The organism is Bacillus sp. SB49 (assembly GCF_000469135.2).
Classification (GTDB): Bacteria; Bacillota; Bacilli; order Bacillales; family Halobacillaceae; genus Halobacillus.
This window is the reverse complement of sequence record NZ_CP048117.1, coordinates 2850266-2875948: the sequence shown is the minus strand read 5'-3', so window position 1 is coordinate 2875948 and position 25683 is coordinate 2850266. Positions and strand designations below refer to the sequence as shown.

General features: G+C 48.0%; 26 protein-coding genes. 22 read left to right on the top strand and 4 right to left on the bottom strand.

Annotated features, from left to right (window positions below):
* Positions 1-57: 57 nt before the first annotated feature.
* From M662_RS15105 to M662_RS15060, 10 genes are all read left to right on the top strand, one after another.
* Positions 58-1737 (top strand): long-chain-fatty-acid--CoA ligase, encoded by a 1680-nt coding sequence (locus tag M662_RS15105; protein WP_026578161.1) that lies wholly within the window; start codon positions 58-60, stop codon positions 1735-1737.
* Between the two features lie 61 nt (positions 1738-1798).
* Complete coding sequence (locus M662_RS15100; protein WP_026578162.1) at positions 1799-2662, top strand: branched-chain amino acid ABC transporter permease; 864 nt, start codon at positions 1799-1801, stop codon at positions 2660-2662.
* The gene (locus M662_RS15095; protein WP_026578163.1) at positions 2663-3691 is read left to right on the top strand and encodes a branched-chain amino acid ABC transporter permease; all 1029 of its coding nucleotides are present in this window, start codon (positions 2663-2665) and stop codon (positions 3689-3691) included.
* Between the two features lie 2 nt (positions 3692-3693).
* A complete protein-coding gene (locus M662_RS15090; protein WP_008637680.1) occupies positions 3694-4458 on the top strand; it encodes an ABC transporter ATP-binding protein in 765 nt (254 codons plus the stop codon).
* On the top strand, positions 4451-5158 hold the full coding sequence (locus M662_RS15085; protein WP_008637681.1) for an ABC transporter ATP-binding protein: 708 nt from the start codon (positions 4451-4453) through the stop codon (positions 5156-5158). The genes M662_RS15090 and M662_RS15085 overlap by 8 nt, the downstream gene beginning before the upstream one ends.
* 36 nt (positions 5159-5194) lie before the next feature.
* Positions 5195-6415: an ABC transporter substrate-binding protein gene (locus M662_RS15080; protein ID WP_026578164.1), complete on the top strand. Its 1221-nt coding sequence runs from the start codon at positions 5195-5197 to the stop codon at positions 6413-6415.
* Between the two features lie 81 nt (positions 6416-6496).
* Entirely contained in the window at positions 6497-7648 is a 1152-nt protein-coding gene (locus tag M662_RS15075) for an acyl-CoA dehydrogenase family protein (protein ID WP_008637683.1), read from the top strand.
* Between the two features lie 10 nt (positions 7649-7658).
* The gene (locus tag M662_RS15070) at positions 7659-8858 is read left to right on the top strand and encodes a thiolase family protein (protein WP_026578165.1); all 1200 of its coding nucleotides are present in this window, start codon (positions 7659-7661) and stop codon (positions 8856-8858) included.
* A gap of 5 nt (positions 8859-8863) precedes the next feature.
* Entirely contained in the window at positions 8864-9643 is a 780-nt protein-coding gene (locus M662_RS15065) for an enoyl-CoA hydratase/isomerase family protein (protein WP_026578166.1), read from the top strand.
* Positions 9644-9657: 14 nt separating this feature from the next.
* On the top strand, positions 9658-10056 hold the full coding sequence (locus tag M662_RS15060; RefSeq protein ID WP_026578167.1) for a PaaI family thioesterase: 399 nt from the start codon (positions 9658-9660) through the stop codon (positions 10054-10056).
* 27 nt (positions 10057-10083) lie between these two features.
* Here M662_RS15060 and M662_RS15055 read toward each other — a convergent pair whose 3' ends face one another.
* A complete protein-coding gene (locus M662_RS15055) occupies positions 10084-11202 on the bottom strand; it encodes a glycerate kinase (protein WP_026578168.1) in 1119 nt (372 codons plus the stop codon).
* 113 nt (positions 11203-11315) lie between these two features.
* Here M662_RS15055 and M662_RS15050 point away from each other — a divergent pair, with 113 nt between their 5' ends.
* From M662_RS15050 to lhgO, 4 genes are all read left to right on the top strand, one after another.
* Positions 11316-11870 carry a chromate transporter gene (locus M662_RS15050; protein WP_026578169.1) on the top strand — a complete coding sequence of 185 codons (555 nt, stop codon included), beginning with the start codon at positions 11316-11318 and terminating at the stop codon, positions 11868-11870.
* On the top strand, positions 11867-12397 hold the full coding sequence (locus M662_RS15045; protein WP_008637689.1) for a chromate transporter: 531 nt from the start codon (positions 11867-11869) through the stop codon (positions 12395-12397). Before M662_RS15050 ends, M662_RS15045 begins: the two co-directional genes overlap by 4 nt.
* Before the next feature lie 258 nt (positions 12398-12655).
* Positions 12656-13591 carry a glutarate dioxygenase GlaH gene (glaH, locus tag M662_RS15040; RefSeq protein ID WP_026578170.1) on the top strand — a complete coding sequence of 312 codons (936 nt, stop codon included), beginning with the start codon at positions 12656-12658 and terminating at the stop codon, positions 13589-13591.
* 12 nt (positions 13592-13603) lie between these two features.
* Entirely contained in the window at positions 13604-14809 is a 1206-nt protein-coding gene (gene lhgO, locus M662_RS15035) for an L-2-hydroxyglutarate oxidase (RefSeq protein WP_026578171.1), read from the top strand.
* A 75-nt stretch (positions 14810-14884) separates the two neighbouring features.
* Here the strand turns inward: lhgO and M662_RS15030 are convergent, their stop codons facing one another.
* Together M662_RS15030 and M662_RS15025 are read right to left on the bottom strand one after the other, a co-directional pair.
* On the bottom strand, positions 14885-15190 hold the full coding sequence (locus M662_RS15030; RefSeq protein WP_008634146.1) for a DUF3870 domain-containing protein: 306 nt from the start codon (positions 15188-15190) through the stop codon (positions 14885-14887).
* 18 nt (positions 15191-15208) lie between these two features.
* Entirely contained in the window at positions 15209-16225 is a 1017-nt protein-coding gene (locus tag M662_RS15025) for a DctP family TRAP transporter solute-binding subunit (RefSeq protein WP_026578172.1), read from the bottom strand.
* Between the two features lie 96 nt (positions 16226-16321).
* Between M662_RS15025 and M662_RS15020 the strand changes: the two genes are divergently transcribed.
* From M662_RS15020 to M662_RS14985, 8 genes are all read left to right on the top strand, one after another.
* The gene (locus tag M662_RS15020; RefSeq protein WP_035388314.1) at positions 16322-17914 is read left to right on the top strand and encodes an ATP-binding protein; all 1593 of its coding nucleotides are present in this window, start codon (positions 16322-16324) and stop codon (positions 17912-17914) included.
* Complete coding sequence (locus M662_RS15015; RefSeq protein ID WP_026578174.1) at positions 17911-18594, top strand: response regulator; 684 nt, start codon at positions 17911-17913, stop codon at positions 18592-18594. Before M662_RS15020 ends, M662_RS15015 begins: the two co-directional genes overlap by 4 nt.
* 16 nt (positions 18595-18610) lie before the next feature.
* Positions 18611-19165 (top strand): GNAT family N-acetyltransferase, encoded by a 555-nt coding sequence (locus M662_RS15010; protein ID WP_026578175.1) that lies wholly within the window; start codon positions 18611-18613, stop codon positions 19163-19165.
* Between the two features lie 134 nt (positions 19166-19299).
* Positions 19300-20289, top strand: coding sequence for a TAXI family TRAP transporter solute-binding subunit (locus M662_RS15005; protein WP_035388316.1), 990 nt, complete (start codon positions 19300-19302; stop codon positions 20287-20289).
* Entirely contained in the window at positions 20286-20801 is a 516-nt protein-coding gene (locus tag M662_RS15000) for a DUF1850 domain-containing protein (RefSeq protein ID WP_051348927.1), read from the top strand. The genes M662_RS15005 and M662_RS15000 overlap by 4 nt, the downstream gene beginning before the upstream one ends.
* Before the next feature lie 15 nt (positions 20802-20816).
* The gene (locus M662_RS14995; protein WP_008634152.1) at positions 20817-22967 is read left to right on the top strand and encodes a TRAP transporter permease; all 2151 of its coding nucleotides are present in this window, start codon (positions 20817-20819) and stop codon (positions 22965-22967) included.
* Positions 22968-22987: 20 nt separating this feature from the next.
* Positions 22988-23779, top strand: a complete 792-nt coding sequence (locus M662_RS14990; protein ID WP_026578177.1) for an SDR family oxidoreductase — start codon at positions 22988-22990, stop codon at positions 23777-23779.
* Between the two features lie 93 nt (positions 23780-23872).
* A complete protein-coding gene (locus tag M662_RS14985) occupies positions 23873-24421 on the top strand; it encodes a GNAT family N-acetyltransferase (RefSeq protein ID WP_026578178.1) in 549 nt (182 codons plus the stop codon).
* Positions 24422-24458: 37 nt separating this feature from the next.
* Here the strand turns inward: M662_RS14985 and ald are convergent, their stop codons facing one another.
* A complete protein-coding gene (ald, locus tag M662_RS14980; protein WP_008634155.1) occupies positions 24459-25589 on the bottom strand; it encodes an alanine dehydrogenase in 1131 nt (376 codons plus the stop codon).
* Between the last annotated feature and the right edge of the window lie 94 nt (positions 25590-25683).

The following is a 25683-nucleotide window of genomic DNA, read 5'->3' as shown; positions in this document are numbered from 1 at the left end:
CCGTTTAGAAAGCGCTTACAGAAAAGTCTTGTGAAAAAGGAAGAAGGAGGACTATGTATGCACACGAAACATTATGAATTCTGGCCTAAGCTTACGAAGTCACTGACCATTCCGGAAACCTCGATATATGAAAACCTGCAAGTGTCCGCACGCCGCTATCCGAAGCATGCGGCCATTTCTTATTATGGCACGACTATACCGTATGAGAAGCTGCTGGGGGAAGTTGATGCCCTTGCCGGATATATGCAGAAAGAGTGGGAGGTCAAAAAAGGGGATAAAATCCTTTTATTGATGCAGAATGCCCCTCAGTATATCGTCAGTTTTTTTGCCATTCTGCGTACAGGAGCTGTTGTCGTTCCCATCAATCCGATGTTGAAAGCAGAAGAGCTCGCGTTTTATGTGAAAGACGGAGCCATCGAGCATGCCATTGCAGGTCAGGAGCTTATGTCCGTCGTGGAACCGCTGCTAACATCTACGACTTTACATAGCATTCTGTCTGCGGCGTATTCCGATTATCGCGGGAAGAAGGATGAAGAACTCCAGCCGCAGGAAGTAACAGCAGAGAAAAGGGTATTCGAATCGGAAGCGATTACCCTCTGGAGCGATGCTCTGGAGCGGGAGCATACACCGATAGATGTCGATGTCCGCGCAGAAGATCTTGCCGTCATGCCTTATACTTCGGGAACGACAGGGCTGCCGAAAGGATGTATGCATACGCATCGTACGGTTCAGGCAAATACACTCGGTGCCTTCTATTGGTCCAGGACGACGATGGATTCCAAGTCGCTCGCGACGCTTCCATTCTTCCATGTTACAGGTATGGTCCACAGTATGCTTATGCCTGTCTATAGTGGCAATACCGCAGTCGTAATGACGCGGTGGAACCGGGAAATGGCAAGACGGACGATCAGAGATGAAGCATGCACGCACTGGGTGACAATCAGCACAATGCTTGTTGATTTTCTTGCCAATCCGGAAGTGAAAGCAGAGGATTTGACCACTCTCTACGCCATCTCCGGCGGAGGAGCATCCTTTCCAAAAGCGCTTGGTGAAAAACTGTACAAGCTTACCGGCCTCGAATTTGTTGAAGGATACGGTTTGTCCGAAACAATCGCCCAAACCCATTTTAATCCACCGGATCGTCCGAAGATGCAATGTCTCGGTATTCCATCGTTCAATGTGGATGCGAGAATTATAGATCCTGCGACCTTGGAGGAGGTCGGGACGGGAGAAGTCGGTGAAATCGTTGTGAACGGTCCACAAATCATGGTCGGGTATTACAATCGTCCGGAGGAGAACGAGCATGCGTTTCTTGATATGGACGGAAAGAGCTTTTTCCGAACGGGGGACATCGGCCGGATGGATGAGGAGGGCTATTACTTTATCGTCGATCGACTGAAACGAATGATCAATGCTTCAGGGTATAACGTATGGCCGACAGAGGTGGAATCCGCTCTCTATGATCATCCCGCTGTCCAGCAGGCGTGTGTCGTCGGTGTACCGGATCCGCGTAAAGGAGAAAATATCAAAGCGTTCGTCATTCTGAACGAATCCTACGAAGGTGATATTACAGAAGAAGAAATCATTGCATGGTCGAAAGAGAGAATGGCCGCTTATAAATATCCGCGGATGATTGAATTCATCCAGGAACTTCCGATGACCAACAGCGGAAAGATTTTGTGGCGGAAACTGCAGGAGGATGAACGCAAAAAGGTCGAAGCCAATCAAGAATCCTGAACACCGATGCCCCGGGCGGCCGGGGCATATGCTTAAAAATCGAGCGTAAAGGGGAAGTTTCATGGATATTCTGATGCAACAGTTGTTCAATGGCTTGACAATCGGAAGTGTCTACAGTCTGGTTGCCCTTGGTCTCACCCTTGTTTACGGTATTCTTCATATTCCTAACTTTGCTCACGGTGCATTATATATGCTCGGGGCGTATGTCACTCTGACTATGATGCTGCTTTACGGTGTCCATTACTGGGTTGCTATGGCCGTCTCCGTCCTCGTTGTCGGTCTGCTTGGTGTACTGATGGACCGGATTGTATTTCATCCGCTCCGTAACGCCCCGCCGATCCATGACAAAATTGCCGCCATCGGAATCCTGTTATTTTTGGAAGCTTTCGCTCAATTAATTTGGGGAGCAGATTACCGCACGATGGTTACCCCATATGGGCAGGTCGTCGATATTTTTGGAATGACGGCGACGGTGCAGCGGGTGCTGATCAACGTTGGTGCCATTGTTGTCATGGTCCTCCTCTATTTGTTCCTGAAAAAGACATACGTCGGAGCGACGATTATCGCGATGGCTCAGAATCGGGAAGGGGCACACCTTGTCGGTATCAACACAAACAAAGTTGCCATGCTGACGTTCATGATCTCAGGCGCGCTTGCCGCCATTGCTGCTTCCTTGTCTGCACCGATTAACCTCGTTTTTCCGGGAATGGGCCACCTCGTTATATTGAAGGCATTTGTCATTATTATCATCGGTGGTATGGGCAGCGTCCCGGGGGCGATTCTCGGCGGCTATATTCTTGGCTTTACCGAGAGTCTCGGTGCAACCTATATATCCAACGATTATAAAGACATTATCGCGTTTCTGCTTCTGGTCGCCATCTTGTCCATCAAGCCTAAAGGTTTATTTGCAAGGGAGGGATTTTGATTGGGAGCGCTTCTTAAACAACGGGGCTGGATTATTGGGTTCATCCTCGTCGCTGTTTTGTTTCCCTTCGTTCTGAATAACGGTTATTTCCTTCATGTATTGACTTTGGCCTTCATATGGATGATTGCGGTCTATGGGTTGAACCTGCTCGCTGGTTATACGGGATATCTGTCCCTTGCCCATGCCGGCTTCTTCGCTGTCGGAGCTTATGCTCTGGGACTCCTCACGGTCAAGGCAGAACTCAACTACTGGCTGTCTCTTCTGCTTGCCTGCCTGATCACAAGCGCCATCGGCTGTCTCGTCGGATTAATTGCTCTTCGGACGAGAGAACACTTCTTTGCGATCTACACGCTTTGTGTCGGTTACATCATCTACCTTGTCATTGATAAATGGGACAGTCTCACAGGCGGTGTCCGCGGTTTGATTGGAATCCCCGCCCCCTCCGCAATTGGACCATTGTCATTTGACACACCACTCTCTCAATATTACTTAATCCTATTTTTTCTTTTACTCACCATACTCGTTATGTACCGCATCGTACACTCGCTGACCGGCCGTACTTTTATAGCCATCCGTAATGGGGAGGATCTTGCAAAAACTATCGGTATTTCGACCATGAAGAATAAGCTGATTGTCTTTGTCCTGTCTGCCTTCTTTGCTGGATTTGCCGGTGCTCTCTATGCATCTTTCATTCGATTCATAGGTCCTGATATTGGCTATATGACGGTCATCTTCGACTTGTTGACGTACATGCTTGTCGGCGGGATCGGCACTTTAGCAGGACCGATAGTCGGTACGTTTCTCATCGTAGCCCTGTCCCAGTCGCTTCAATTTCTGCAGGATTATCGAATGCTGATCTTCGGTCCACTCCTCACCCTGTTAATCATTTTCTATCCGAGGGGGATTGCCGGAGCTTATATGGACTGGCGCGTAAAGATGGGGTCGAAGAAGCGGTCGGAAACGAAAAGGCGCCAAGCGTATTTCGAACCACAGGAAGAAGAATCGGAACAAAAAGTGAAGGAGGGATGAGGATGTTAATGGAAACGAAGGGGCTGACGAAACGCTTCGGAGGCCTTGTCGCTGTCAATGAAGTGGACTTCACAATTGAAGCAGGGAAAATCAATGCCATTATCGGTCCGAACGGTGCCGGGAAATCGACATTCTTCAATTTGTTAAGCGGGACCTATACACCGAGTACCGGTCAAGTATTCTACAAGGGAGAAGATATTACAAAGCTGCCTCCGAACAGGATTGCGAAGCTCGGAGTGGCACGAACCTTCCAAACCACTAATTTATTTGAACAGGCAACGGTGCTTGATAACGTCATTGTTGGACATCGTCTGAGAACGAATTCCAATCTGTGGGATGCCATTCTCCGAACGAAGCGATTCCACAGAGAGGAGAAGAAGTGTCGGGATAAGGCGATGGAAGTCCTGGAGTTTGTCGGACTGACGGACGTCCGCGACAAAGTTGCGGGAGGAATATCCCAGGAAGAAAAGAAACGTGTCGCTTTTGCTCTGGCACTCGCTACCGACCCGGAAGTGGTTTTTCTCGATGAACCGACCGCAGGTATTAACCCCGGGGAGACGGAGGGCCTGGCAGAGCTCATGCAGAAAATGGTCAAACGTGGTATTACTGTCTGTCTGATTGAGCACAAAATGAAGATGATTATGAAACTTGCAGGCAAAATCATGGTGTTGAATTACGGCGAGAAGATTGCGGAAGGGACAGCTGATGAAGTAATGAATAACCAAGCTGTCATCGAAGCCTACCTGGGAGGGAGTGCCAGTGCTTGAACTGTTGGATGTGACTGTGAAATATGGCGATCTTGCCGCTGTCGAACATGTCAATCTCCGCGTAGCGGAAGGGGAACTCGTTGTGCTCCTCGGTTCGAACGGTGCGGGGAAAAGCACTACTTTCCATACGGTGAGCGGACTTCATAAACCGAGCACTGGTACGATTCTGTTTGAAGGAAAACCCATTCAAGGGACAGCTCCGGATAAAATCGTCCGTTCCGGTATTGTTCAGTGTGCGGAAGATCGAAAACTTTTTCCGCAAATGTCTGTGAAAGAGAATCTTGTAATGGGAGCATATGTGCACAGGAGAAAGCGGAAACAGGTTCAACAATCTTTGGAAGAAGCCTATGAGCTTTTTCCGATCCTTCGCGATAAGAAGGAAGATGCTGCCGGATCACTCAGTGGAGGACAGCAGCAGATGCTGGCCATTGGACGGGCTATGATGGCGAAGCCCAAGCTTCTGCTTCTAGACGAGCCATCCATCGGACTCGCACCGCTCATTGTCGAGCAAATGTTTGACGTCATCCGGAAGATTAATAAGGACGGGACAACGGTGCTGCTTGCGGAACAAAATGCCTATGCAGCTTTGAAGATTGCGGATCGCGGCTACGTATACGAAAGCGGCAGAGTTGTTGTCCAAGGAACGGCGGAAGAACTGCTGGCCAACGATACCGTAAGAAAAGCATATATTGGTGCGTAATCACAAGTCAGTTAAAAACCATAGGAGGATTATACGATGAAATCTATGAAACTATCGGTTTTGTTCGTGATGTTGGCGATGATGATGGTTATGGCAGGATGTATTGATAACCCGTCCACCCAGTCGGGAGGAGAAGGAGAGGCGGATGCAAAAACGAATGAGCCGGAAGTGAAGGACGGGGAGGAAGTCGTCCATATCGGATACAGTGGTCCTTTGAGTGGTCCTGCGGCCTACTATGGGGAAAGAACCTTGAACGGGCTTTCGATGGCAGTGGATGAAATTAATGAGAACGGTGGTTTTGAAATCGACGGACAGACGTATAAGTTCAACGTCGTTGCTCTCGACGACAAATACCTCCCGAACGAAACGGCAGCGAACGCTAAACGCATGCTTCAGGAGAATGACACACCGATCATTTTCTCTCCTCACAGCGGTGGAATCAAAGCAATGCAGGTCTTCAATGAAGAGGAAAATTTCTTAGTAGCCGCCTATTCCAGTGAGCCGGACATTACAGCAGCAGGCAATGAACTGACGGTAAGAATTCCGCCCAGCTATGATGGCTATTTGGAGCCGTTCACTAATTATGCCATGGAGAACCATGGGAAGAAGCTCGCAGCACTCCCTGCAGCGACACAATACGGAAAAGACTGGACGGAAGCACTTGTTCCTTACTGGGAGGAGCAGGGTGGCGAGGTCGTCTACAACTCCTCCATCGATTTCACAAAAGATACGGATTTCTTCACACTCGTGACAAATGCGCTGAAGGAAGATCCGGACGTACTCTTTATCGGAGGACCTTCGGAACCGACGGCGAAAGTAGCCAAGCAGGCAAGAGAGCTTGGTTTTGAAGGCGGATTCCTTGTCATGGACCAGGCGAAGTTCGATGAGATGAAAGTCGTTACAGAATCCTATGACATGTTGAACGGTTCTGTCGGAGTGCTTCCATTAGTAGATTCTGATTTTCCGGGTACGGCTGAATTCATAGAAAAATATGAAGCTGAACATGGGGAAACACCTGGATCGGAGGCCGGCTATCACTATGTTGCCACGTATATTTTTATGGAAGCAATGAAAGCAGCAGGCAGTGTCGATAATCCTGAGGCAATCCGGGCAAATATGCAGAAAGGTCTGGAAGCACTGCCGGAAGAGAAGCAGGTTTATACCATTGTTAAGTTGGATGAGAACGGTGGCTTCCATACCAATCTTCGTATCGGTGTCATTGAAGAGGGCAAAGTTGTCGACCTGGCTGTAGAATGACGGGATGGCCGGTTTTATCAGTAGACTGATAGACCGGCTTTTTCTTATATAGAAGGCAGAAAAAGGAAGGGAGAGCGGCAGATGGATTTCACCTTGGGAAAAGACGTGGAATTATTGAAGAAAAACGTCAGAGAATTTGTCCAGTCGGAAGTGGAAGCGGCAGCGGCAGTCATCGAAAAAGAAGACAGGATTCCCGATAAGATCTTGGAAGCTTCCAAACAGATGGGCTTGTTTGGTTTGAGTATACCGGAAGCCTATGGAGGACTTGGCATTGGAATGGTCGGTAAGTGTGCACTTTATGAAGAAATTGGAGCGACACACAACGGTTATACCACGATGATCGGTGCGCATACGGGTATTGGAACAGTGGGCATTGTCGAGATGGGAAATGATCTTCAGAAAGAAAGGTATCTTCCCTCTATGGCAAGGGGGGATTCGATTGGCGCATTCGCCCTTACCGAGCCGAGTGCCGGTTCCAACGCCTCCAATTTGAAGACGACAGCCGTCAAACATGGCGATACGTATCTGTTAAACGGAACGAAGCACTATATAACAAACGCACCTATTGCGGATGTGTTCACGGTAATGGCAGTGACCGATCCGGAGAAAGGAGCGAAGGGGATTACGTCGTTCCTCATACAGAAGGATTTTCCGGGCTTTCACGTAGGGGCAGTAGAACCGAAGATGGGGCTTCACGGCTCCCAGTCGGCGGAAGTCATTATGGAAGATTGTGAGGTGCCGGAAGCGAATGTTCTTGGAGAAATCGGTCAAGGTTATGTCAACGCGCTTAAGATACTTGCCAATGGCCGGGCAGGACTGGCTGCAAGGAATCTCGGCTCCTGTCAAAAGCTGCTCGACTTATCGATGCACTATACCCGGGAACGGGAACAGTTCGGCGTTCCAATCATTGATCATCAAGCAGTAGCTCATATGGTCTCGGAAATGGCGGTGGAAATAGAAGCACTTCGCGCACTGACCTACAAAGTTGCCTGGATGGTCGATCAAGGACAGAAGGTGATCAAGGAAGCTGCCATGCTTAAGTTATATGGTTCCGAGGTCTACAACCGCGTCGCTGATAAAGCGGTACAAGTCCATGGCGGGATTGGATACATATCCGATTACCCGATCGAACGATTTTACCGTGACGCCAGGATTACAAGAATATATGAGGGAACCTCTGAAATTCAGAAAAACATCATTGCGGGACAATTGAAGAAGGAATATGCCAGGTAGGAGGAATGAGATGGAAGACGTCGTCATTGTCAGTGCTGTCCGAACCGCAATCGGCCGATACGGGGGAGCGTTGAAGGACCAGCCCTCCTCAAGCCTAGCAGCGACTGTCATTAAAGCTTCTCTGGACCGTTCGGGAGTGGGAAAAGATCAAGTCGACGAGGTGATTTTTGGAGAAGTCAGGCAGACAACGGAAGCCTCCAATGTCGCAAGGGTCGCAGCTCTGCGTGCAGGAATTCCGGAAGAATCTCCCGCCTATACGATCAACCGCTTATGTGCTTCCGGTCTGCAGTGTGTCGCTTCCGCCGTCCAGCAAATCCTTTTCAAGCAGGCGGACATCGTTGTGGCAGGAGGAACGGAAAGCATGAGCAGATCACCAATATATCTTAGAAACGCAAGGTTTGGGGGCGACCGGACACACCTTGTCGACTCCAATACAGAAGCAGGGCAGCAACCTCATGAACTATATGGAAGTGGTCTTGGGATGGGGGTGACAGCGGAAAATGTCGCAGAGCGCTACGGTATTTCACGGAAAGAACAGGATCAGTTTGCTGCGGAAAGCCAGCGGCGGGCTGGAAGAGCTGTCAGCAACGGGAAGTTTAAGAATGAGATTGTTCCGGTTTCTTTAAATAAGCGGGGAGGTACCAGTATTTTTGAAACGGATGAATATCCACGTCCGGAGACAACGGAGGAGAAACTAGCCGCATTACCGACCGTTTTTAAAGAAGGCGGCACCGTAACAGCCGGAAATGCCTGTGGTCGTAATGATGGTGCAGCTGCACTAATTATGATGCGCGCATCAAAGGCTGAGGAGATGGGGCTGACTCCTCTCGCCCGGGTTGTGGATTGGGCTGCTTCGGGAGTGTCTCCGGAGATTATGGGGATCGGCCCGATACCTGCCGTTATGAAGCTTCTGCAAAGGACAGGGAAGAGAATGGAAGATATCGGCTTATTCGAACTGAACGAAGCGTTCGCCTCTCAATCCCTTGTTGTCATACAGGAGCTCGGACTGGACAGGGAACGCGTCAACGTCAATGGAGGAGCCATCGCCTTAGGTCATCCAGTCGGTGCCAGCGGCGCGAGGATACTTGTAACCCTGCTCCACGAAATGAGGAAACGTAACGAACAGGTAGGAATTGCTGCTTTATGCGCCGGCGGAGGACAGGGAATGGCATTGATGGTGGAACAAATCGACCAAAAAAGGAAGGGATGAGACGTATGAAGGAGAAAATGCTTCAATATGGAAAAGAAGGGAAGCTCGCATATTTAAGGATCGATCGTCCGGAAGTAAGGAATGCACTGAATAAACAGACGCTTGAGGAGATGAGTGAGGCACTGGATCGAGCGTCAGCCGATCCGGAAGTCGAACTCGTCGTCTTCACTGGAAGCGGGGAGAAAGCGTTCGCAGCCGGAGCGGATATTAGTCAAATGCCTGACAAGAAAGGCATCGATGCCTTAAAGGAAAACGATATGCAGCAAGTGTACGATCGTATCGAGAGTTTTGAAAAGCCGACGGTTGCCATGGTCAACGGTCTCGCCTTAGGTGGCGGATGTGAACTGGCTATGGCTTGTGATATCCGTATCGCTTCTTCTAACGCAAAGTTTGGTCTTCCTGAACTGAATTTGTCCATCATCCCCGGGGCAGGAGGCACCCAGCGGCTTACAAGGCTTGTCGGAAAAGGAAAAGCATTGGAAATGATTTTGACCGGAAAAGTCATCGAAGCAGAGGAGGCGCTTAGAATAGGACTTGTAACCGACATGGTACCGCCGGAGCACCTGAAAGCAAAAGTGGAGGAAGTGTCTGCAAAGATCCTCGCCAAAGGACCGTTGGCAGTCCAGCTTGCCAAGCTGACCGTACACATGGGAGCGGAGACGGATATGAAGACCGGCTTGCTTCTTGAAAAGCTGTCTCAGGCGATCCTGTTCAATTCGGAAGATAAAAATGAGGGGACCAAGGCCTTTATGGAAAAACGCAGAGCTGTTTTCCAGGGGAAATGAAGGGGGATAACTCCATGCTTGCTTCTGTTGATGATGTTCGTTTGAGTTTTGAACAAAGTCCTTATTTCCAGCACATTGGGTTTGAAATTATACGCTTTGAAGAGGGGGATGTTCTTCTGAAGCTTGCTGTGACAGATAAGCTTAGAAATGTAAACGGCACGTTGCACGGAGGCGTCCACGCATCCATGATCGACTTGATTCTCGGGATGACCATCCGTTCTGCGACCAAGACGCGCTGTTCTACTATAAACCTGAATGTCCATTATCTTGCACCGGTTTCTGGAGGCGATCTCTACGCCAAAGGAAAGTTGCTGCAGCAAGGCTATAAGATTGTTACTGCGGAAGCAGAAATGTATGACACGGAGGGTGTGATGGCTGCCAAAGGAATGGGGACGTTCAAGTTGATCAGATAAAAAAGAGGAGGGCCATGCGCCCTCCTCTCACTTATGGTTAAATAACCGTACGATTTGTGTGGTTGCTTGCTTCACATAGGCTTCTGCATGGTCCAGGCAGTCATCGAGTGTCCTGGGTCCTGGTACAATGGAGAAGCAGGCGGTGAATCGATCGTTGAGTTTTTCAATATCTCCATCCAGGCTTCCGGAGAGGAGAATGACCGGCTTTTTGTGCCGGTGGCATAGCTCGGCGATATACCCTGGTGCTTTGCCGTAAAGTGTTTGATCGTCACTCTGCCCTTCCCCCGTAATCACCAAATCTGCATGCCGGACCGCTTCTTCCAATTGGACGGCCTCTCCCACGAGTTGGGCTCCGGACGTAAGGATGCCGCCAAGCGCCAGGAAAGCAAATCCAAGTCCTCCTGCAGCACCTGCTCCCTTCTGATCCATCAGTGGATGACCTACTGCTTCTTCTACCAATTTCCCATAACACGATAACGCTTGATCATAGGCGAGTATCTGCTCTGTTGTTGCTCCCTTTTGCCTGCCATAAACGTGACTGGCCCCGGATTTACCTGTTAATGGATTATCGACATCACAGGCTACTTGAATCGTCGCTTCCGACACCCTTGGGTCGATGGTCGTAAAGTCCATATGCTCGACGTTATGTAAGTCTTTACCGAAGATACCTGCAGCCTGTCGGTTACCATCTAATGCTTTTATTCCAAGAGCCTGAAGCATACCGAGTCCCCCGTCATTTGTAGAACTGCCGCCGATTGCGATGATGAAGTCGCGCAGCCCCTCATCGAGCGCATGTCTGATTGCCTGGCCGATGCCGTAGCTTGTCGTATGATCAGGGTTTCTTTTGTCCTTTGGGACGAGAGGAAGTCCCGCGATGGCTGCACCTTCTATAATTGCTCTATCTTCCGTCTTGACATACCAGCCCGTCGATTCTTCTCCCAGGGGGCCGGTACATGGGAAGGAGATTTTTTCATGAGGAATAGAGGCTGCCAATGCTTCGATGGTTCCTTCTCCTCCATCCGCCATCGGTATAGCCCTGGTTTCTGTATCCGGTAGAACTGCGCGAATGGCCTGTTTCATCGCCTGACTGACTTCGATTGACGATAAACTGCCTTTGAATGAATCCGGTGCTAATACAAATTTCATGAACGGCAAGACTCCCTTCTTTTGCTTCCCTTTATTGTACCAGAGGAGATAGGTAAGAGTAGAAAATCCAATCGATTTGGAGTACAGTGGGGAGCGGAGAAAGGAGTATGGTAATGGTACAGTGGGATATTTTTATAGCATTTTTCCGAGTAGGCATGCTCGGCTATGGCGGCGGCCCATCTTCTATTCCTCTTGTGCATAAGGAAGTGGTCGAGAAATATAAATGGATGTCGGATGATGAGTTCGGGGACGTCCTTGCTCTTGCGAATTCCCTGCCCGGCCCGATTGCCACAAAAATGGCTGGATATATCGGTTATCGCGTGTCGGGCGTAGTCGGGATGATGAATGCACTGGTGGCTTCGGTCCTTCCAACCATCGTGTTGTTGATCATTTTCCTCACATCTTTAAATAACTTTAGAGATCAGGCATGGGTGTCCGGAATGACGAAGGCAGTCGTTCCTGTCGTCGGAGTCATGCTCGCTAAACTCACCTATGATTTTATGATAAAAGCGAAAGGACATATGGGATGGCTTCTTGCCATTTCGCTTGGACTTCTCTCGCTTTTCCTAATGGAATGGATGGGAGTTCACCCTGCTATACTTATAGCGGCCCTGTTGGCCTACGCACTGCTTCGTCCTCGTAAAAAAGAGAGGGGGCAGGCGTCATGATATTATGGAAGATCTTTCTTGCATTTTTCATCCCTGGTATCGTCGGTTATGGGGGAGGTCCTTCTGCCATTCCATTGACGGAAAACGAGATCGTTGACCGTTTCGGCTGGATGTCCGTTTCTGAATTTAGTGAAATGCTGGCCTTGGCAAATGCCCTGCCCGGACCAATTAATACGAAAATTGCCGGCTTAATCGGATATCAACAGGCTGGAGTATTAGGTGCATTTGTCGGAGTGTTTGCTACAGTTGCTCCGTCCCTGATTTTAATGATGTTCTTAATGCGTTTATTATCTAAGTTCAAAGACTCCCCGCGTGTCAAGGAAATGACGAGTTTGATCCGGCCGGTCATCGCTGTTCTGCTGGGAGTTATGGCTTTTGAATTCTTCCATAATTCTTATGAAGGTAGTGGTACCGTCCAGACAGCCGGACTGATTGTGGTCAGCTTTGTATTATTGGAGAAGGTTAAACTAAACCCTGCGTTCGTCATCCTCGGGGCTCTTATTTATGGTGCTCTCTTTTTAGGATGAAGGTATTGACAGAAATTTCAGTTAGTTGTACTATCAAATTAGAAGTAACCAGATAGAGAGGAAGCCCCTTTCATCAACCGGTTACAAAGAACGTTTCGTAAAATAAAAAATGAAACTGTAAAGACTGTCTCGTCTCTGCCGGATCCAGAGATGAATTCGCAGTATAAGCCAGTTTTCTCCTTAGAGAAGGGAGAAAACTGGCTTTTTTCGTTTCCAGGGCCCTGGATATCCTACTACTTAATAAATGGAGGAGTAAACATGTGTGCAGTAGAAATGAAGAAAGATAGTCTCCGTACTTTTGCTGGAAGAGGGTATAACATTGCGCCGCATCCGAAACACCAGCGATTATATTCCATTCAATTGGAAGAAGAAGTCGTTACCCAGTTCTTGAACGAAGTGCAGGATATCAGTGTGGAACAACTGGAGTATATACCCTACCAGCGTCTGATCGTGGCTGATGCTCTGATGCAATTGTTAGACGAAGACTTTCAAACGCTTGTCTGTACGATGCTTCACGACAGAAATTCCGGAGGCTTTACTATCGGATTACAGGGGCGTACGTCATCCACAGAGGATTATGTGAAGTTCTCGACAGCTCTTTCCCATCTTGCCGGAGTTCCTAACTTTGATGCCATGTCTAAAAAGTATTACGCACGCTTTTCCGTGAAACATACAGATGACAGTGATTCGTATCTTCGCCAGGCATATCGCCGCTTCACCCTTCATACAGATGGTACGTATGTCGATGAGCCAACGGACTGGCTCTTGATGATGAAGATGGAAGAAGAAAATGCGGTCGGTGGCAGTTCCCGTCTGCTGCACTTGGATGATTGGGAGGATTTCGATTACTTTTATAACCAGCCGCTGGGGAAACATCCATTTGTTTATAAGGCGCCGGCCAGTAAGAACGTGTCGGAGGAAGTTACGCGCAAAACATTTTATATGTGGAATAACAAACCTTGTATCTGCTTTATCGATCAATTTGTGTATCCCGAAACGATGCAGGAAGCTCAATACTTAAGTCAGTTATCCCGTTCAATGGAAAATTCGGCTGGAGTATTGGAGCTGGAACTGCCGGTCGGAGACTTGGTTATGCTCAACAACCGCTTTTGGCTGCACGGGAGAGCCGGTTTCGAGAGGAATGAATCCCTGCACCGAGAGCTGCTCCGACAGCGCGGGAGGTTCTTACAATAAGGGGGAATGCAGATGTATGATTATGGAATCATTGGTGGAGGAATTGTAGGATTATCGACTGCCTATGCACTGATGCAGGAACATCCACATGCAAGGATAATCGTTATCGAGAAAGAAAAAGAAATAGCAGAACATCAAACGGGCAGAAACAGCGGCGTCATCCATTCCGGGGTTTACTACCAGCCGGGAAGTTTAAAAGCGAAAATGGCCGTTCAGGGTCGGAACAGTATGGAAGCGTTCTGCAGGATGCATAACATTCCACACGATATCTGCGGAAAGGTTCTGGTAGCGACGGAACAGGAAGAGCTGCCGCGTTTAGAAGCGCTTTACAAACGAGTTCAGGAAAATGGGCTGAACGTGACAAGGGTGGACAAGCGGGAACTAACCGCTATTGAACCTCATGTCGCCGGGCTTGCCGGGTTAAAGGTTCCTTCCACCGGAATCGTCGATTATAAGCAGGTTAGTCACAAATTAAAGGCTCTGTTGGAAGGCGGCGGCGCAGAATTTTTAATGGGAGAAGCCGTCCGTTCCATCAACGAAGGACCCGAAGATGTGAACATCGAGACAGAAAAGAAGACGATACGTACGAGGTACATGGTCAACTGTGCAGGACTTTTCAGTGATCGACTTGTAAAGATGGCAGGTATTCACACGGATGTAAGAATCATTCCTTTCCGAGGGGAATATTTCGAATTGACACCTGAGAAGGCTCACCTGGTGAAAGGATTAATCTATCCGATACCGAACCCTGATTTCCCTTTCCTTGGTGTGCATTTGACGAAGATGATCGACGGAGGTGTCCATGCAGGACCTAATGCCGTCCTGAGCTGGAAGCGGGAAGGGTACAAGAAGACGGATTTTGGATGGAGGGATGCTTTGGACGTCCTCTCCTTCCCGGGATTTTGGAAGCTTGCCGGAGCGAACGTGAAAGAGGGATCGAAGGAAATGCTCCGCTCTTTTCATAAGCAGAGCTTCGTGAAGAGCCTGCAGCGTCTGGTTCCGGAAATTGGAACGGAGGATGTCATCCCGACAAAATCGGGGGTGCGGGCGCAGGCCATGTTGAAAGACGGAAGATTGGTAGATGATTTTCATATCATTGCAGGGAAAAGGACGGTCCATGTGTGTAATGCTCCCTCTCCTGCGGCAACGGCTTCGTTGGAGATAGGAAAAGAAATTGCCAGGAGAATGCCTGAGGTTGCCGGCAGGAAGGCCGGGTAAGAGAATGTGCAGTAAAAAAGGAAGGACCAGATGAAGTCTGGTCCTTTTACTATTGCCCGGGCAATGGTGCTTTTGTCAGTGATGGAGCTGATATTGTTTGTAAGAGTCTTTCAAGGCAGCTTCAAGAGCGTTGCCGGCTTTACCGAGGTATCCTTCTCTGAGGCTCGCAACAGGTTCTTCCGTGCCGTCTTTCAGGCTGTATCCTTTTAGGAGAGATTTTATATATTCCCTGCCATGATCGGTTGCCAGGGTACAGGAAGCATCAATAATTACCCCGTATTTCCTGTCAATCTCCAGTGTCAATGTCAACGACTCGGAGATGTGATTGGCAGCCATACCTCCGGGGAGCTTTGCGTGTCCCGCTACAAAAATGGTTTTCATTCTATTCCGCCTCTTTCTTCATTTGTTTTCGGTTAACGTGGAAGGACGTCTGTAAACAGCTTCCATCGCCTTCTGCCACTCTTCCCTTTCAGCGGGGGTCAAGTAATGAATCTCAATGGATTCGTCCCTTTTCATCTGCCTCAGATAAGCGTCATTCATTTCAATGGAATGACGTTCGATCCACGCCGTCGTTTCTTCCATAGTTTCGGTCAGTATTTGCTGATGGCTGTCCGTTAACTGTTCCCAAAAGTCTTCATTCATCAACACCACATATCCTAAATACCCATGGTTGCTGATGGTCATGTGTGCTTGTTCTATGTAAAGTTTCTTGGTGTAAATGTTGGAGATTGTATTTTCCTGTCCATCAATGAAGTCGACCTCCAGATTGTTGTAAGTTTCATTGAATGGGAGTTCGCTTGTGCTTGCTCCAAGCGCTTCGAACTGAGCTTTAAGTACTGGACTCGGCATGATCCGGAAATGCATTTGCTCAAAATCCTCCGGCATGATGAGTGGATGCTTGTTGCTCGTTATCTGTTTAAACCCGTTATACCAGAAGGTCATTCCTTTTAAACCGTCCTCTTCTAACTCTCCGAGCAGTGCTTCACCGGTCGCTCCTTCATACACGGCTTTAACCTCGCTTACATTACGGAAAGCGAAAGGAAGATCGAGAATCTGCCAGCTTGGGAAGTGGATGGTCATTTTGGATGTTGCCGGCGCAATCATTTGGACGTGGCCGCTTTTTAATGCCTCATATTCATTCTTGTCATTGTACAGAGAGCCGTTGGAATATACATTTACTTTTATCTTGCCGGCAGAACGCTCCTCCACAAGCTCGGCGAACTTTCTTGCAGCCATTCCCTTCGGTGTGTTTTCTGCTGCAACATGACTGAAGTTGATAACAACCGCTTCCTTTAATCCTTCCTGTTCGTCGTCATATTCAAGCGACTGGGCAGTCTCACTGAAATCCCGGCCGAAGAATAATGCTGAAGCGATTCCGAGAAAGAGAAGCAGGGCAATCGCCAGAAATGATTTCAATGAGAATCCCCCTCTTGAAATCGTTTACAACAGTGTACCATAGATTTACTTTTAAGTGATACACTAGAAGAAGTGATGGAGTGAAGGAGCTTATGTATGCCAGTGAAACAAATGCCGATCCGGTGGAAGATTACCATTCTGTCTTTTGGGATTGTCCTGTTCTCCATCTTAATCGGAGGAATCGTCATTATCGGTAATGCCGTCGAGTCGCAGGAGGAGTCTTTAGGGGAACGGTCCCTTATGACAGGGAGAACGGTCGCTAACCTGCCGGCAATAGAAGATGGGTTGAGAGAATCAGAAGGGTGGAAAGTCATTAACCCGATTGTCGAACAAATCCGGATGGTCAATCAAGCAGATTACATCGTCGTTTTGAACATGAATCGTATCCGCTACTCCCATCCAATGGTTTCCAAACTCGGGACAGCTTCTGCTGGGAAGGATGAAGGGCCTGCCTTCGCAGAACACAGCTATGTCTCCAAAGCCAAGGGTGATTCAGGGATTGCCGTACGAGGATTCGTCCCCGTCATGAATGAGAATCATGAACAGATCGGAGTGGTCATCGTCGGGAACCTGCTTCCTTCCTGGTTTGATATTCTTGGGGCGGTTAAAGGGGAGATATTGTTCGTATTACTTCTAACTTTGAGCTTCGGCATCGTCGGTTCCTGGATGCTCGCCCGTCATTTAAAAGAAGGGACCTATCGTCTTGAGCCTCATGAAATTGTTCAGCTGCTCGTAGAACGAACAGCTACCTTTCAGGCGATGAATGAAGGGATCATTGCCATTGACAAGGAAGGCCGGATCACGATTATGAATGAGAAAGCAAAAGCCATCCTTTCTCTACAGGGAGATTTCCTGAATCAGCATTGGAAGCGTGTTATTCCGGATGTAGGAATTATCCATTCATTAGTGACCGGGGAGCAGGTAAGAAACAAAGAAGTTCGAATGGATCAGACAGTTATTCTAAGTACTTCCATACCGATTAGGATTGAGGAGGAAATCGTCGGAGCTGTCATGGTATTTCAAGACCGTACGGAAGTAAAAGAGCTCGCTGAAGAACTGACGGGAGTCAAAGCGTTTGTGGATGCGTTAAGAATACAGAACCATGAACACCTGAATAAACTACATACCATTGCAGGGTTGATTCAACTGGACAAGAGAGAAGAGGCGTTGGATTTTGTTTTTGATACATCGGAAAATCAGGAACGTTTATCCGGGTTCCTCATGCAGCGTTTTCCTCATTACAGCATTGCCGGTCTGCTTCTCAGTAAAATATCGAGAGGTCTGGAGCTTGGAATCGAGGTTACATTGGATGACTACAGTGAAATGCACGTTTTTCCTCCTTTATTGGATCAGCACGATTTCGTCATTATAATCGGCAACTTGATTGAGAACGCCTTCCAATCGTTTGACGGAATCTATAAAGAACAGAAATGGTTGGATATTTCTGTGATTCAGGGTCGATGTTCCTGTGTGATCTCAGTAGAAGACAACGGCAGAGGAATGACAGAAGAGGAACGGATTCGGATGTTCGACAAAGGGTTTACAACGAAGGAGACGGGATCCGGAATCGGTCTGTTTTTGGTGAAACAGATCGTGGAGAAGGGCCGCGGGGACTGGGAGGTTGTTACCAAACCTGGAGAAGGAACGAGTGTCTTGTTAACCATACCGATGGAAGGAGAGGTATCATGAGTGTGAAGCCAGTAATTAATGTGTTGTTAATTGAGGATGATCCGATGGTGCAGGAAGTCAATCGCCAGTTCATTGAGCAGGTGACTCCCTTTCAAGTCATCGCGACAGCAGGGAATGGGAGAGAAGGAGTGGAACTGGCTGAGAAGTTGTCTCCGGATCTGATTGTACTGGATGTGTATATGCCGGAGAAAGATGGGAAGCAGACCATCAAGGAAATCAGGGCGCATGCCTTTCCCTCCGATATCATTGTCATCTCAGCAGCGAAGGAGAAAGAGACGGTACGGGCTATGCTGCGGTACGGGGTGCATGATTACATTATGAAACCTTTCAAGTTTGAAAGGCTTCAGCAGGCATTGCTGTCTTACCATTCTTATTACAGCAAAACAACCGGTGAGGGGGACTTGGGTCAGGATCAGTTGGACACCTTTTTAAAAAGAGAAAAAAAGACTAGAAACGAAACACTGCCCAAAGGGTTGAATGAGAAGACGCTGGAGCAAGTCCAGGAGTATATACAAAGTCGATCGGAAGCGCTCTCTGCGGAAGAAGTTTCGGACGGACTGGGTATGGCACGCGTGACTGCTCGACGTTATTTGGAGTATCTTCAAAAGCAGGGCGTGGTTACTTTGGATCTTCAGTACGGAGGTGTAGGAAGACCAGTCAACCGCTATCGCTATAATTAGAAGGAGAGAGAATGATATGGGAGACTTCCCGAAGCTCGTAACAGAACGTTTGGTTCTAAGAGAAGTATCGGATGGAGACGCAGGAGATATGTTGGAATACCTGTCGGATGAAGAGGTGGTTGCACACCTCGGATTAGCACCATCCATCACAGTTGCTGATGCCCGGAAGGAAGTGGCATGGTACCGAAAGATTAGAAAAGAAGGTACCGGCATCCGGTGGGGAGTGACAAGGAGAGAAGACGATAAGGTCATTGGTAGCTGTGGTTATCTCCATTGGAAGAAGGAGCATTATCGTGCCGAAATCGGCTTTGAATTAAGCAGATCTCATTGGAAAAAAGGAATTGCTTCAGAAGCACTGGATGCCGTCCTTGATTATGGATTTGAAACGCTGGGTTTAGAACGGGTGGAGGCATTGATTGAACCGGATAATACTGCCTCCGGACAGATGGTCACCCGTCATGGTTTCATGAAGGAAGGACTGCTCAGGAATTATGAATATACACTTGGGAAATTTGATGATCTTTGCATATATTCCATACTGAAAGGTGACAAAAGACTATATAAAAGATAAGGCGATTCCAGAAAAGGAGTCGTCTATTTTTATGACCAAAAAGACCAAAATGTCCAATATGGTCAAAAGGTTCCCTTCCCTGAATGAAAGCGTTATCATAATTTTTAGAAAATTAAGAAACGGAGGATGGTTTGATGAAGAAATACATATGGTCTGCAGTCATGTTTTTATCGTTGGTACTTCTTGCTGCTTGCGGCGGGGGATCGGAAGGGGCTTCTGGAGAAGGTGGAGACGGTGCGGAATCGATTGTCTTTGGCACAGGTGGTACATCGGGTTCCTATTATCCGATCGGAGGTGCTTTAAAGCCTGTCCTGGAAGAAAGTGAATTAATCAGCAACGTGACGGTCGAATCCACAGGAGCATCTGTGGCTAACATTCAGAATATCAAGGACAGCCTGAATCAAATGGCCACGATCATGAGTGATGTCGGCTATGACGCGATAGAAGGAATAGGGCAGTTTGAAGGGAATTCCGTCGACGTCCAAGCCATGGCAGGCATGTATCCGAACGTGGTACAGATTGTGGCTTTGAAAAGCAGCGGTATTTCCACGGTTGAAGATTTGAAGGGGAAGAAAGTCGGTGTCGGTAAGGTAGGATCCGGAGTAGAGCAAAGTGCGAAGAAGGTGCTGGAAGCGGTCGATCTTACTTATGATGACTTATCCAAGGTCACCCATACCGGCTATGCGGACAGTGTGCAGGAAATGAAAAACGGCAACCTGGATGCTGCCTTCTTTACGTCCGGCGTACCCAACAGCAACATCACTGATTTAATGCAGCAGACGGATATTACTTTCGTCGAAATCAGTGGAGCGACGGCGGATGCATTGATGGAGAAGTATCCTTTCTATAAACCGTATACGATCGAAGCCGGCGACGAGGCTGTTTATGACTTGTCTGACGCAGTGGAAACGGTAGGCATCCAGAACATGATCATCGTTTCTAAGGATTTGAGCGAGGACGTCGTCTATGATATGACGAAGCGCTACTACGACTATCTTGGTTCAGAGGAAGTGTCCATTGGTGTACTGAAGCAGTTGGAACGTGAAGAAATCGCAAAAGGCTTGATTGCACCTCTTCATCCTGGGGCGAAAAAATTCTATGAAGAAGAAGGCATTCTGGAGTGAAGGGGAAGGGCATCAACAGGGTGCCCTTTTTTCCATCGATGACCGGATATGTCCGAGCAGTAAATGTCGCTGCTGTCTGTTTTCTTCTTCTGACATTACAAGTCCATACGCTTACCGTTTCTTCGGAAAGCATGGAGGAGTGTTTTTTTATAAAGGATGGCACGGAGCTGTCCATCCGGTGGACACATTCCGTAGAAAATGAAGATTGGGAAGAGACGTTTCTCATGGAACAGGATAAAATCCGATTGATTAATACAAGGTTTAAAACCTTCGGGGCGGGTGTGCCCAATGATATTGGTACAGAGACATATGTGAAGGACGGCTGGGTCTACATGGAAGGGATCTCCCGAAACATTGGAGAACAACTGATCGTCCGGACGGGGGATCGAACCAACCATGGTCTGCGCATAGGAAACCGGGAGCAGTTGGACTTAGCGTCGGGGGAAGCCTTTAAGATAGCAGGGAATGAGATCTCCCTCTTGTCCATGCTCGTTCGAAATACTATTAAATAAGTAGAGGTGAAAATCATGAACAAGCAGGAAGTAGATGGGAATTTCGATAGAGAAAGTACGACGAGGAGTGCCATTGCCAAACCGATCGCTTTGACGGTATCTGTATTGGCTGTCGCTTTATCTATTTTTCATTTATATACGTCTTATGCAGGGTCTCTGGTAGATATTAAACAGAGGAGCATTCATTTATACACGTTGATGACATTAGGGTTTCTGATGTATCCATTCATCAAGAAGAAAGGGAGCAGAGGGATTCCATTCTATGATTACATAACGGCTGGATTGTCTTTATTTGTAGCAGTATATATGTTGATGACAGCCGAGCGCATTATTCAAACAGGCGGCCAAATTAACGACGTTGATTTCTATGTCGGAATCCTGATCCTCCTGCTTTTGTTTGATATAACAAGAAGGGTGACAGGGTGGGGGCTTTCGCTTTTGGGGCTGGGTTTTCTCATTTATGGCTTTTACGTCAAGCTGTCCGTGTATCCAGAATGGAATCCTGTCGTCATTCAAAGCGTTGCGAAACAAATCATTTCTCAGCTGATCTTCATAACGGAGGGGGTACTGGGTACAGCCGTTGGTGTATCTGCCAGTTACATTATTCTGTTCATTTTGTTCGGAGCGTTCCTTGGTCGGTCCGGCATGGGACAGTTATTTAATGATCTGGCACTAGCTGTAGCGGGACATACGAAGGGAGGCCCCGCGAAAGTAGCGGTCATTGCAAGCGGGTTTCTTGGTTCGATCAACGGTTCTGCCATAGCGAACGTTGTAACGACCGGAACGTTCACCATTCCTTTGATGAAGAAGATTGGTTATAAAAAAGATTTTGCCGGGGCAGTAGAGTCGGCAGCAAGTGTGGGCGGGCAGATTCTGCCGCCGATCATGGGTGCAGCGGCCTTTATTATGGCCGAAAACTTGAATGTCGCCTATACAAAAATCATTTTGGCGGGAATCATACCAGCCCTTCTGTTTTATGTCGGCATCCTGCTGCAAGTCCATTTCCGTGCATCGAAACGAGGGTTGAAAGGAATCCCTAAAAGTGAACTTCCTTCATTACGAGCCGTGCTGGCAGAAAGAGGTCATTTAATTGTTCCGATGTTGACACTGCTGTATCTCCTTTTCTCAGGGAAAACACCGTTTTATGCAGCATTCTGGTCCATTATTGCAACGGTTGTCATTGCGGGATCGAAGCGGATGATTCCGGTTATCCTTGGAGTATCGCTGTTCTTGATTTTTCAGCCTCAGCTGTCTGCTCTCCTATCAGGCGGGTCTATGCCGAACGTACGGGGAGACTGGTGGGAGCTGCTTCTCATTCTTGCTGTCCCGCTCGTTATAAATCTTTGGAGAAAGTGGCTGAAGATCGAAGGCGATGAAGTCACCATCATCGATTGCCTGAAGGCTCTGGAAGATGGAGCGAAGACCACTGTTCCGGTAGCCATTGCATGTGGAGCCGTAGGAATTGTGGTGGGTATTGCGTCCCTCACCGGTGTGGCGCTTGAGATTGCCAACAGCATTGTCAGTATCGGAAGCGCCGTGAACAGTCCGCTTATCCAATTGCTGATAACCTTGGTCCTTACGATGATTACATCCATTGTCCTGGGAATGGGGCTTCCAAGTATTCCAACCTATATTATTACAAGTACGATGGCAGCACCAATCCTGCTTCAGCTTCCATTGTATCGGGAATTGGCGGGATCTCCGGAAACAGCTACGTTTGTCGCCCACATGTTCGTTTTTTATTTCGGGATCTTTGCGAATATTACGCCGCCGGTTGCCCTTGCTGCCTTTGCTGGAGCCGGAATCGCAGGAGGAAATCCGAACAAAACCGGGTTCCAGGCTATGAAACTGGCGATTGCTGGATTCATTGTCCCGTTTATGTTCGTATTCTCTCATGAAATGCTGATGATTGACGCAACGGCAGGAAATATTCTTTTAATTACGATTACATCGTTAGCCGGAGTGTTCCTTCTTTCTGTCATGACGGAAGGTCATTTCAGACAAAGAGTGCCGTTCTGGCTGCGAGCAGTCGCTGGTATAGGAGCATTACTTCTTATCTATCCGGGTATTGTAACAGACATCATGGGGGTCGCTGCTCTGGCGCTTCTACTTATTACCAGTTCTAAAAAGGAAAAGGCGATCCCGGAACAGCGCTCCGCTTTGTAGTAGAAAGGAGAATGGGGAAGATGGATTTGAATTTGGAAGGGAAATCTGTCGTTGTTTTGGCTGCGAGCAAAGGATTAGGGAAGGCTGTAGCAACTGTTTATGCACAGGAAGGTGCGCACGTAGTGATTTCCAGCAGACAGGAAAAAGAATTGAAAAGGACCGTAGAGGGACTGAAAGAAGCAACAGGAAATGAGCACGTCCATTACCATGTTTGTGATGTCACCAAACCGGAAGATATTCGTAGTTTGATGGAAAGAACAGTGGAGCTGAACGGGAAAGTGGATGTGTTAATTAACAATGCCGGCGGTCCGCCGGCAGGAACGTTCGATGATTTCCATGATGAAGATTGGCAGCAGGCCTTCGAATTGAATTTATTGAGTTTCACGAGAGCCATTCGTGCAGTACTCCCTTCGATGAGGAAAGAGGGCGGTGGACGCATCGTCAATATTGCTTCTTCCTCCATCAAGCAGTCTCTCGATCATCTCATTCTGTCCAACACATTTCGTGCCGGTATCGTAGGCCTGTCAAAAAGCCTCTCCCAAGAGCTTGCACCGGATAATATATTGATCAACACCGTCGGCCCTGGCAGGATTGCGACAGAACGCGTCGAGCAATTAGATCAGAAGCGGGCGGATGAATCAGGCGTGTCTGTGGAAGAGTTGAAACGAAAGGCAGAGGGAGCCATTCCTCTGCAGAGATACGGGACACCGGAGGAATTCGCGGCATCTGTTGCCTTTATCGGCTCGTTTGCCAATACGTACATGACAGGGCAGGCCCTGGTCGTCGATGGCGGTTTAGTGAAAGCCTATTGAATACGGAAAACGTCCGAAAGTTTATTCTTCGGACGTTTTTTTATCCTTTTCTTTATTATTATAGTAGTAGGTAAAAGAAGGGAAGGATGCCAGGTGATTACATTACATGATTTTAGAAAGGAAGATTTCACTCAGCTTATCCAGTGGGTGAAATCTCCGGAGTTTCTGATGCAGTGGGCGGGTCCGACTTTCGACTATCCTTTAGATCGAGAGCAGCTTGAAGTTTATAGGAGGGGATCGAACAAAAAGGGTTCAGAAGTGCTCATCTTTAAAGCGGTGGACATGGAGAATGAGCGGGTCATCGGACATATTTCTCTTGGGAGGATCGATCATCATAATAAGTCGGCACGGATCGGGAAAGTATTAATTGGTGAAGAATCATCCAGAGGGAAAGGCTATGCCGGTCAAATGATCGACAGAGTTCTTGCTGTCGCCTTCGATGAACTGGAATTACACCGGGTCAGCTTAGGGGTCTTTGACTTCAACAAAGCAGCCATCTCCTGTTATGAGAAGGCAGGATTCATTAAGGAAGGGTTACATAGAGACAAACAAAAAGTGGGAGAGGAATATTGGAGCTTATGGGAGATGAGTATGCTGGAATCTGAGTGGCGGAGCAGACAATCGGAGACATATATATACTGAATGGAAAAGCCCCGTCGGGAAGAACGGGGCTTTTGTGTCAGGCTTCTATGGTTTGACGAATGGCTTCACGAGCCGGTTTATATTCATAACCGAGATCGTTTGCTACTGCTTCATAAGTCAAGTGGCCGTTCGCTGTATTTAAGCCGTGCTCGATGGCTGTATTTTCTTCTACTGCTTTCACGACACCCTTCGATGCGATTTGGACCGCATAAGGAATCGTCACGTTTGTAAGGGCGATGGTGGACGTACGTGGAACAGCTCCAGGGATGTTTGCGACAGCATAATGGAGGACGCCATGTTTCTCATAGATTGGCTCATCATGTGTCGTGATATGATCGACTGTTTCAAAGTTACCACCCTGGTCGATGGCGACGTCAACGATAACAGAGCCTGCTTTCATTTCCTTCACCATGTCCTCGGTTACGAGTTTCGGTGCTTTCGCTCCAGGAATCAAAACCGCGCCAATTACTAGATCCGCATTTTTAACTGATTCCGCGATATTGAAAGGATTCGACATTAACGTCTGGACATCTCCCCCGAACTGATCATCCAATTCACGGAGACGAGTAGGGTTTAAATCAAGAATGGTTACGTGTGCACCGAGACCGACTGCGATTTTCGCCGCGTTTGTTCCGACGATACCGCCTCCGATGATCACGACATTCCCGCGGGATACACCCGGCACCCCACTCAATAGAATTCCTTTACCGCCGAAAGATTTTTCTAAGTACTGTGCGCCTACTTGTGTAGCCATACGTCCGGCTACTTCACTCATTGGAGTAAGCAATGGAAGCTTATTATCTGCACTTACCGTTTCATAAGCGATTGCTGTCACTTCGTTATCCACCAATGCTTTTGTTAAGCCCGGCTCAGCAGCGAGGTGAAGGTAGGTGAAAAGGATCAACCCTTTGCGGAAATATCCATATTCTGCAGGTAGTGGTTCTTTCACCTTCATTACCATCTCGGCCTGCTCCCAAACGGATGAAGCGCTTTCAATAATGGTTGCTCCGGATGCAATATATTCTTCGTCCGTGAAGTTGCTGCCAAGTCCAGCTTCTGTCTCGATCAACACTTTGTGCCCGGCTTTCAGCAGGTGAATAACACCGGATGGAGTGATGGCTACGCGGTTCTCGTTGTTTTTAATTTCTTTTGGAATACCGATAATCATGGGATAGGTCCACCTTTCGTAATCGAATGTAAGAAAAGTATATCTCGTCTGACTATTTTTTTGTTTAGGGGAAAGTGAAAAAATGAAAGAGAGG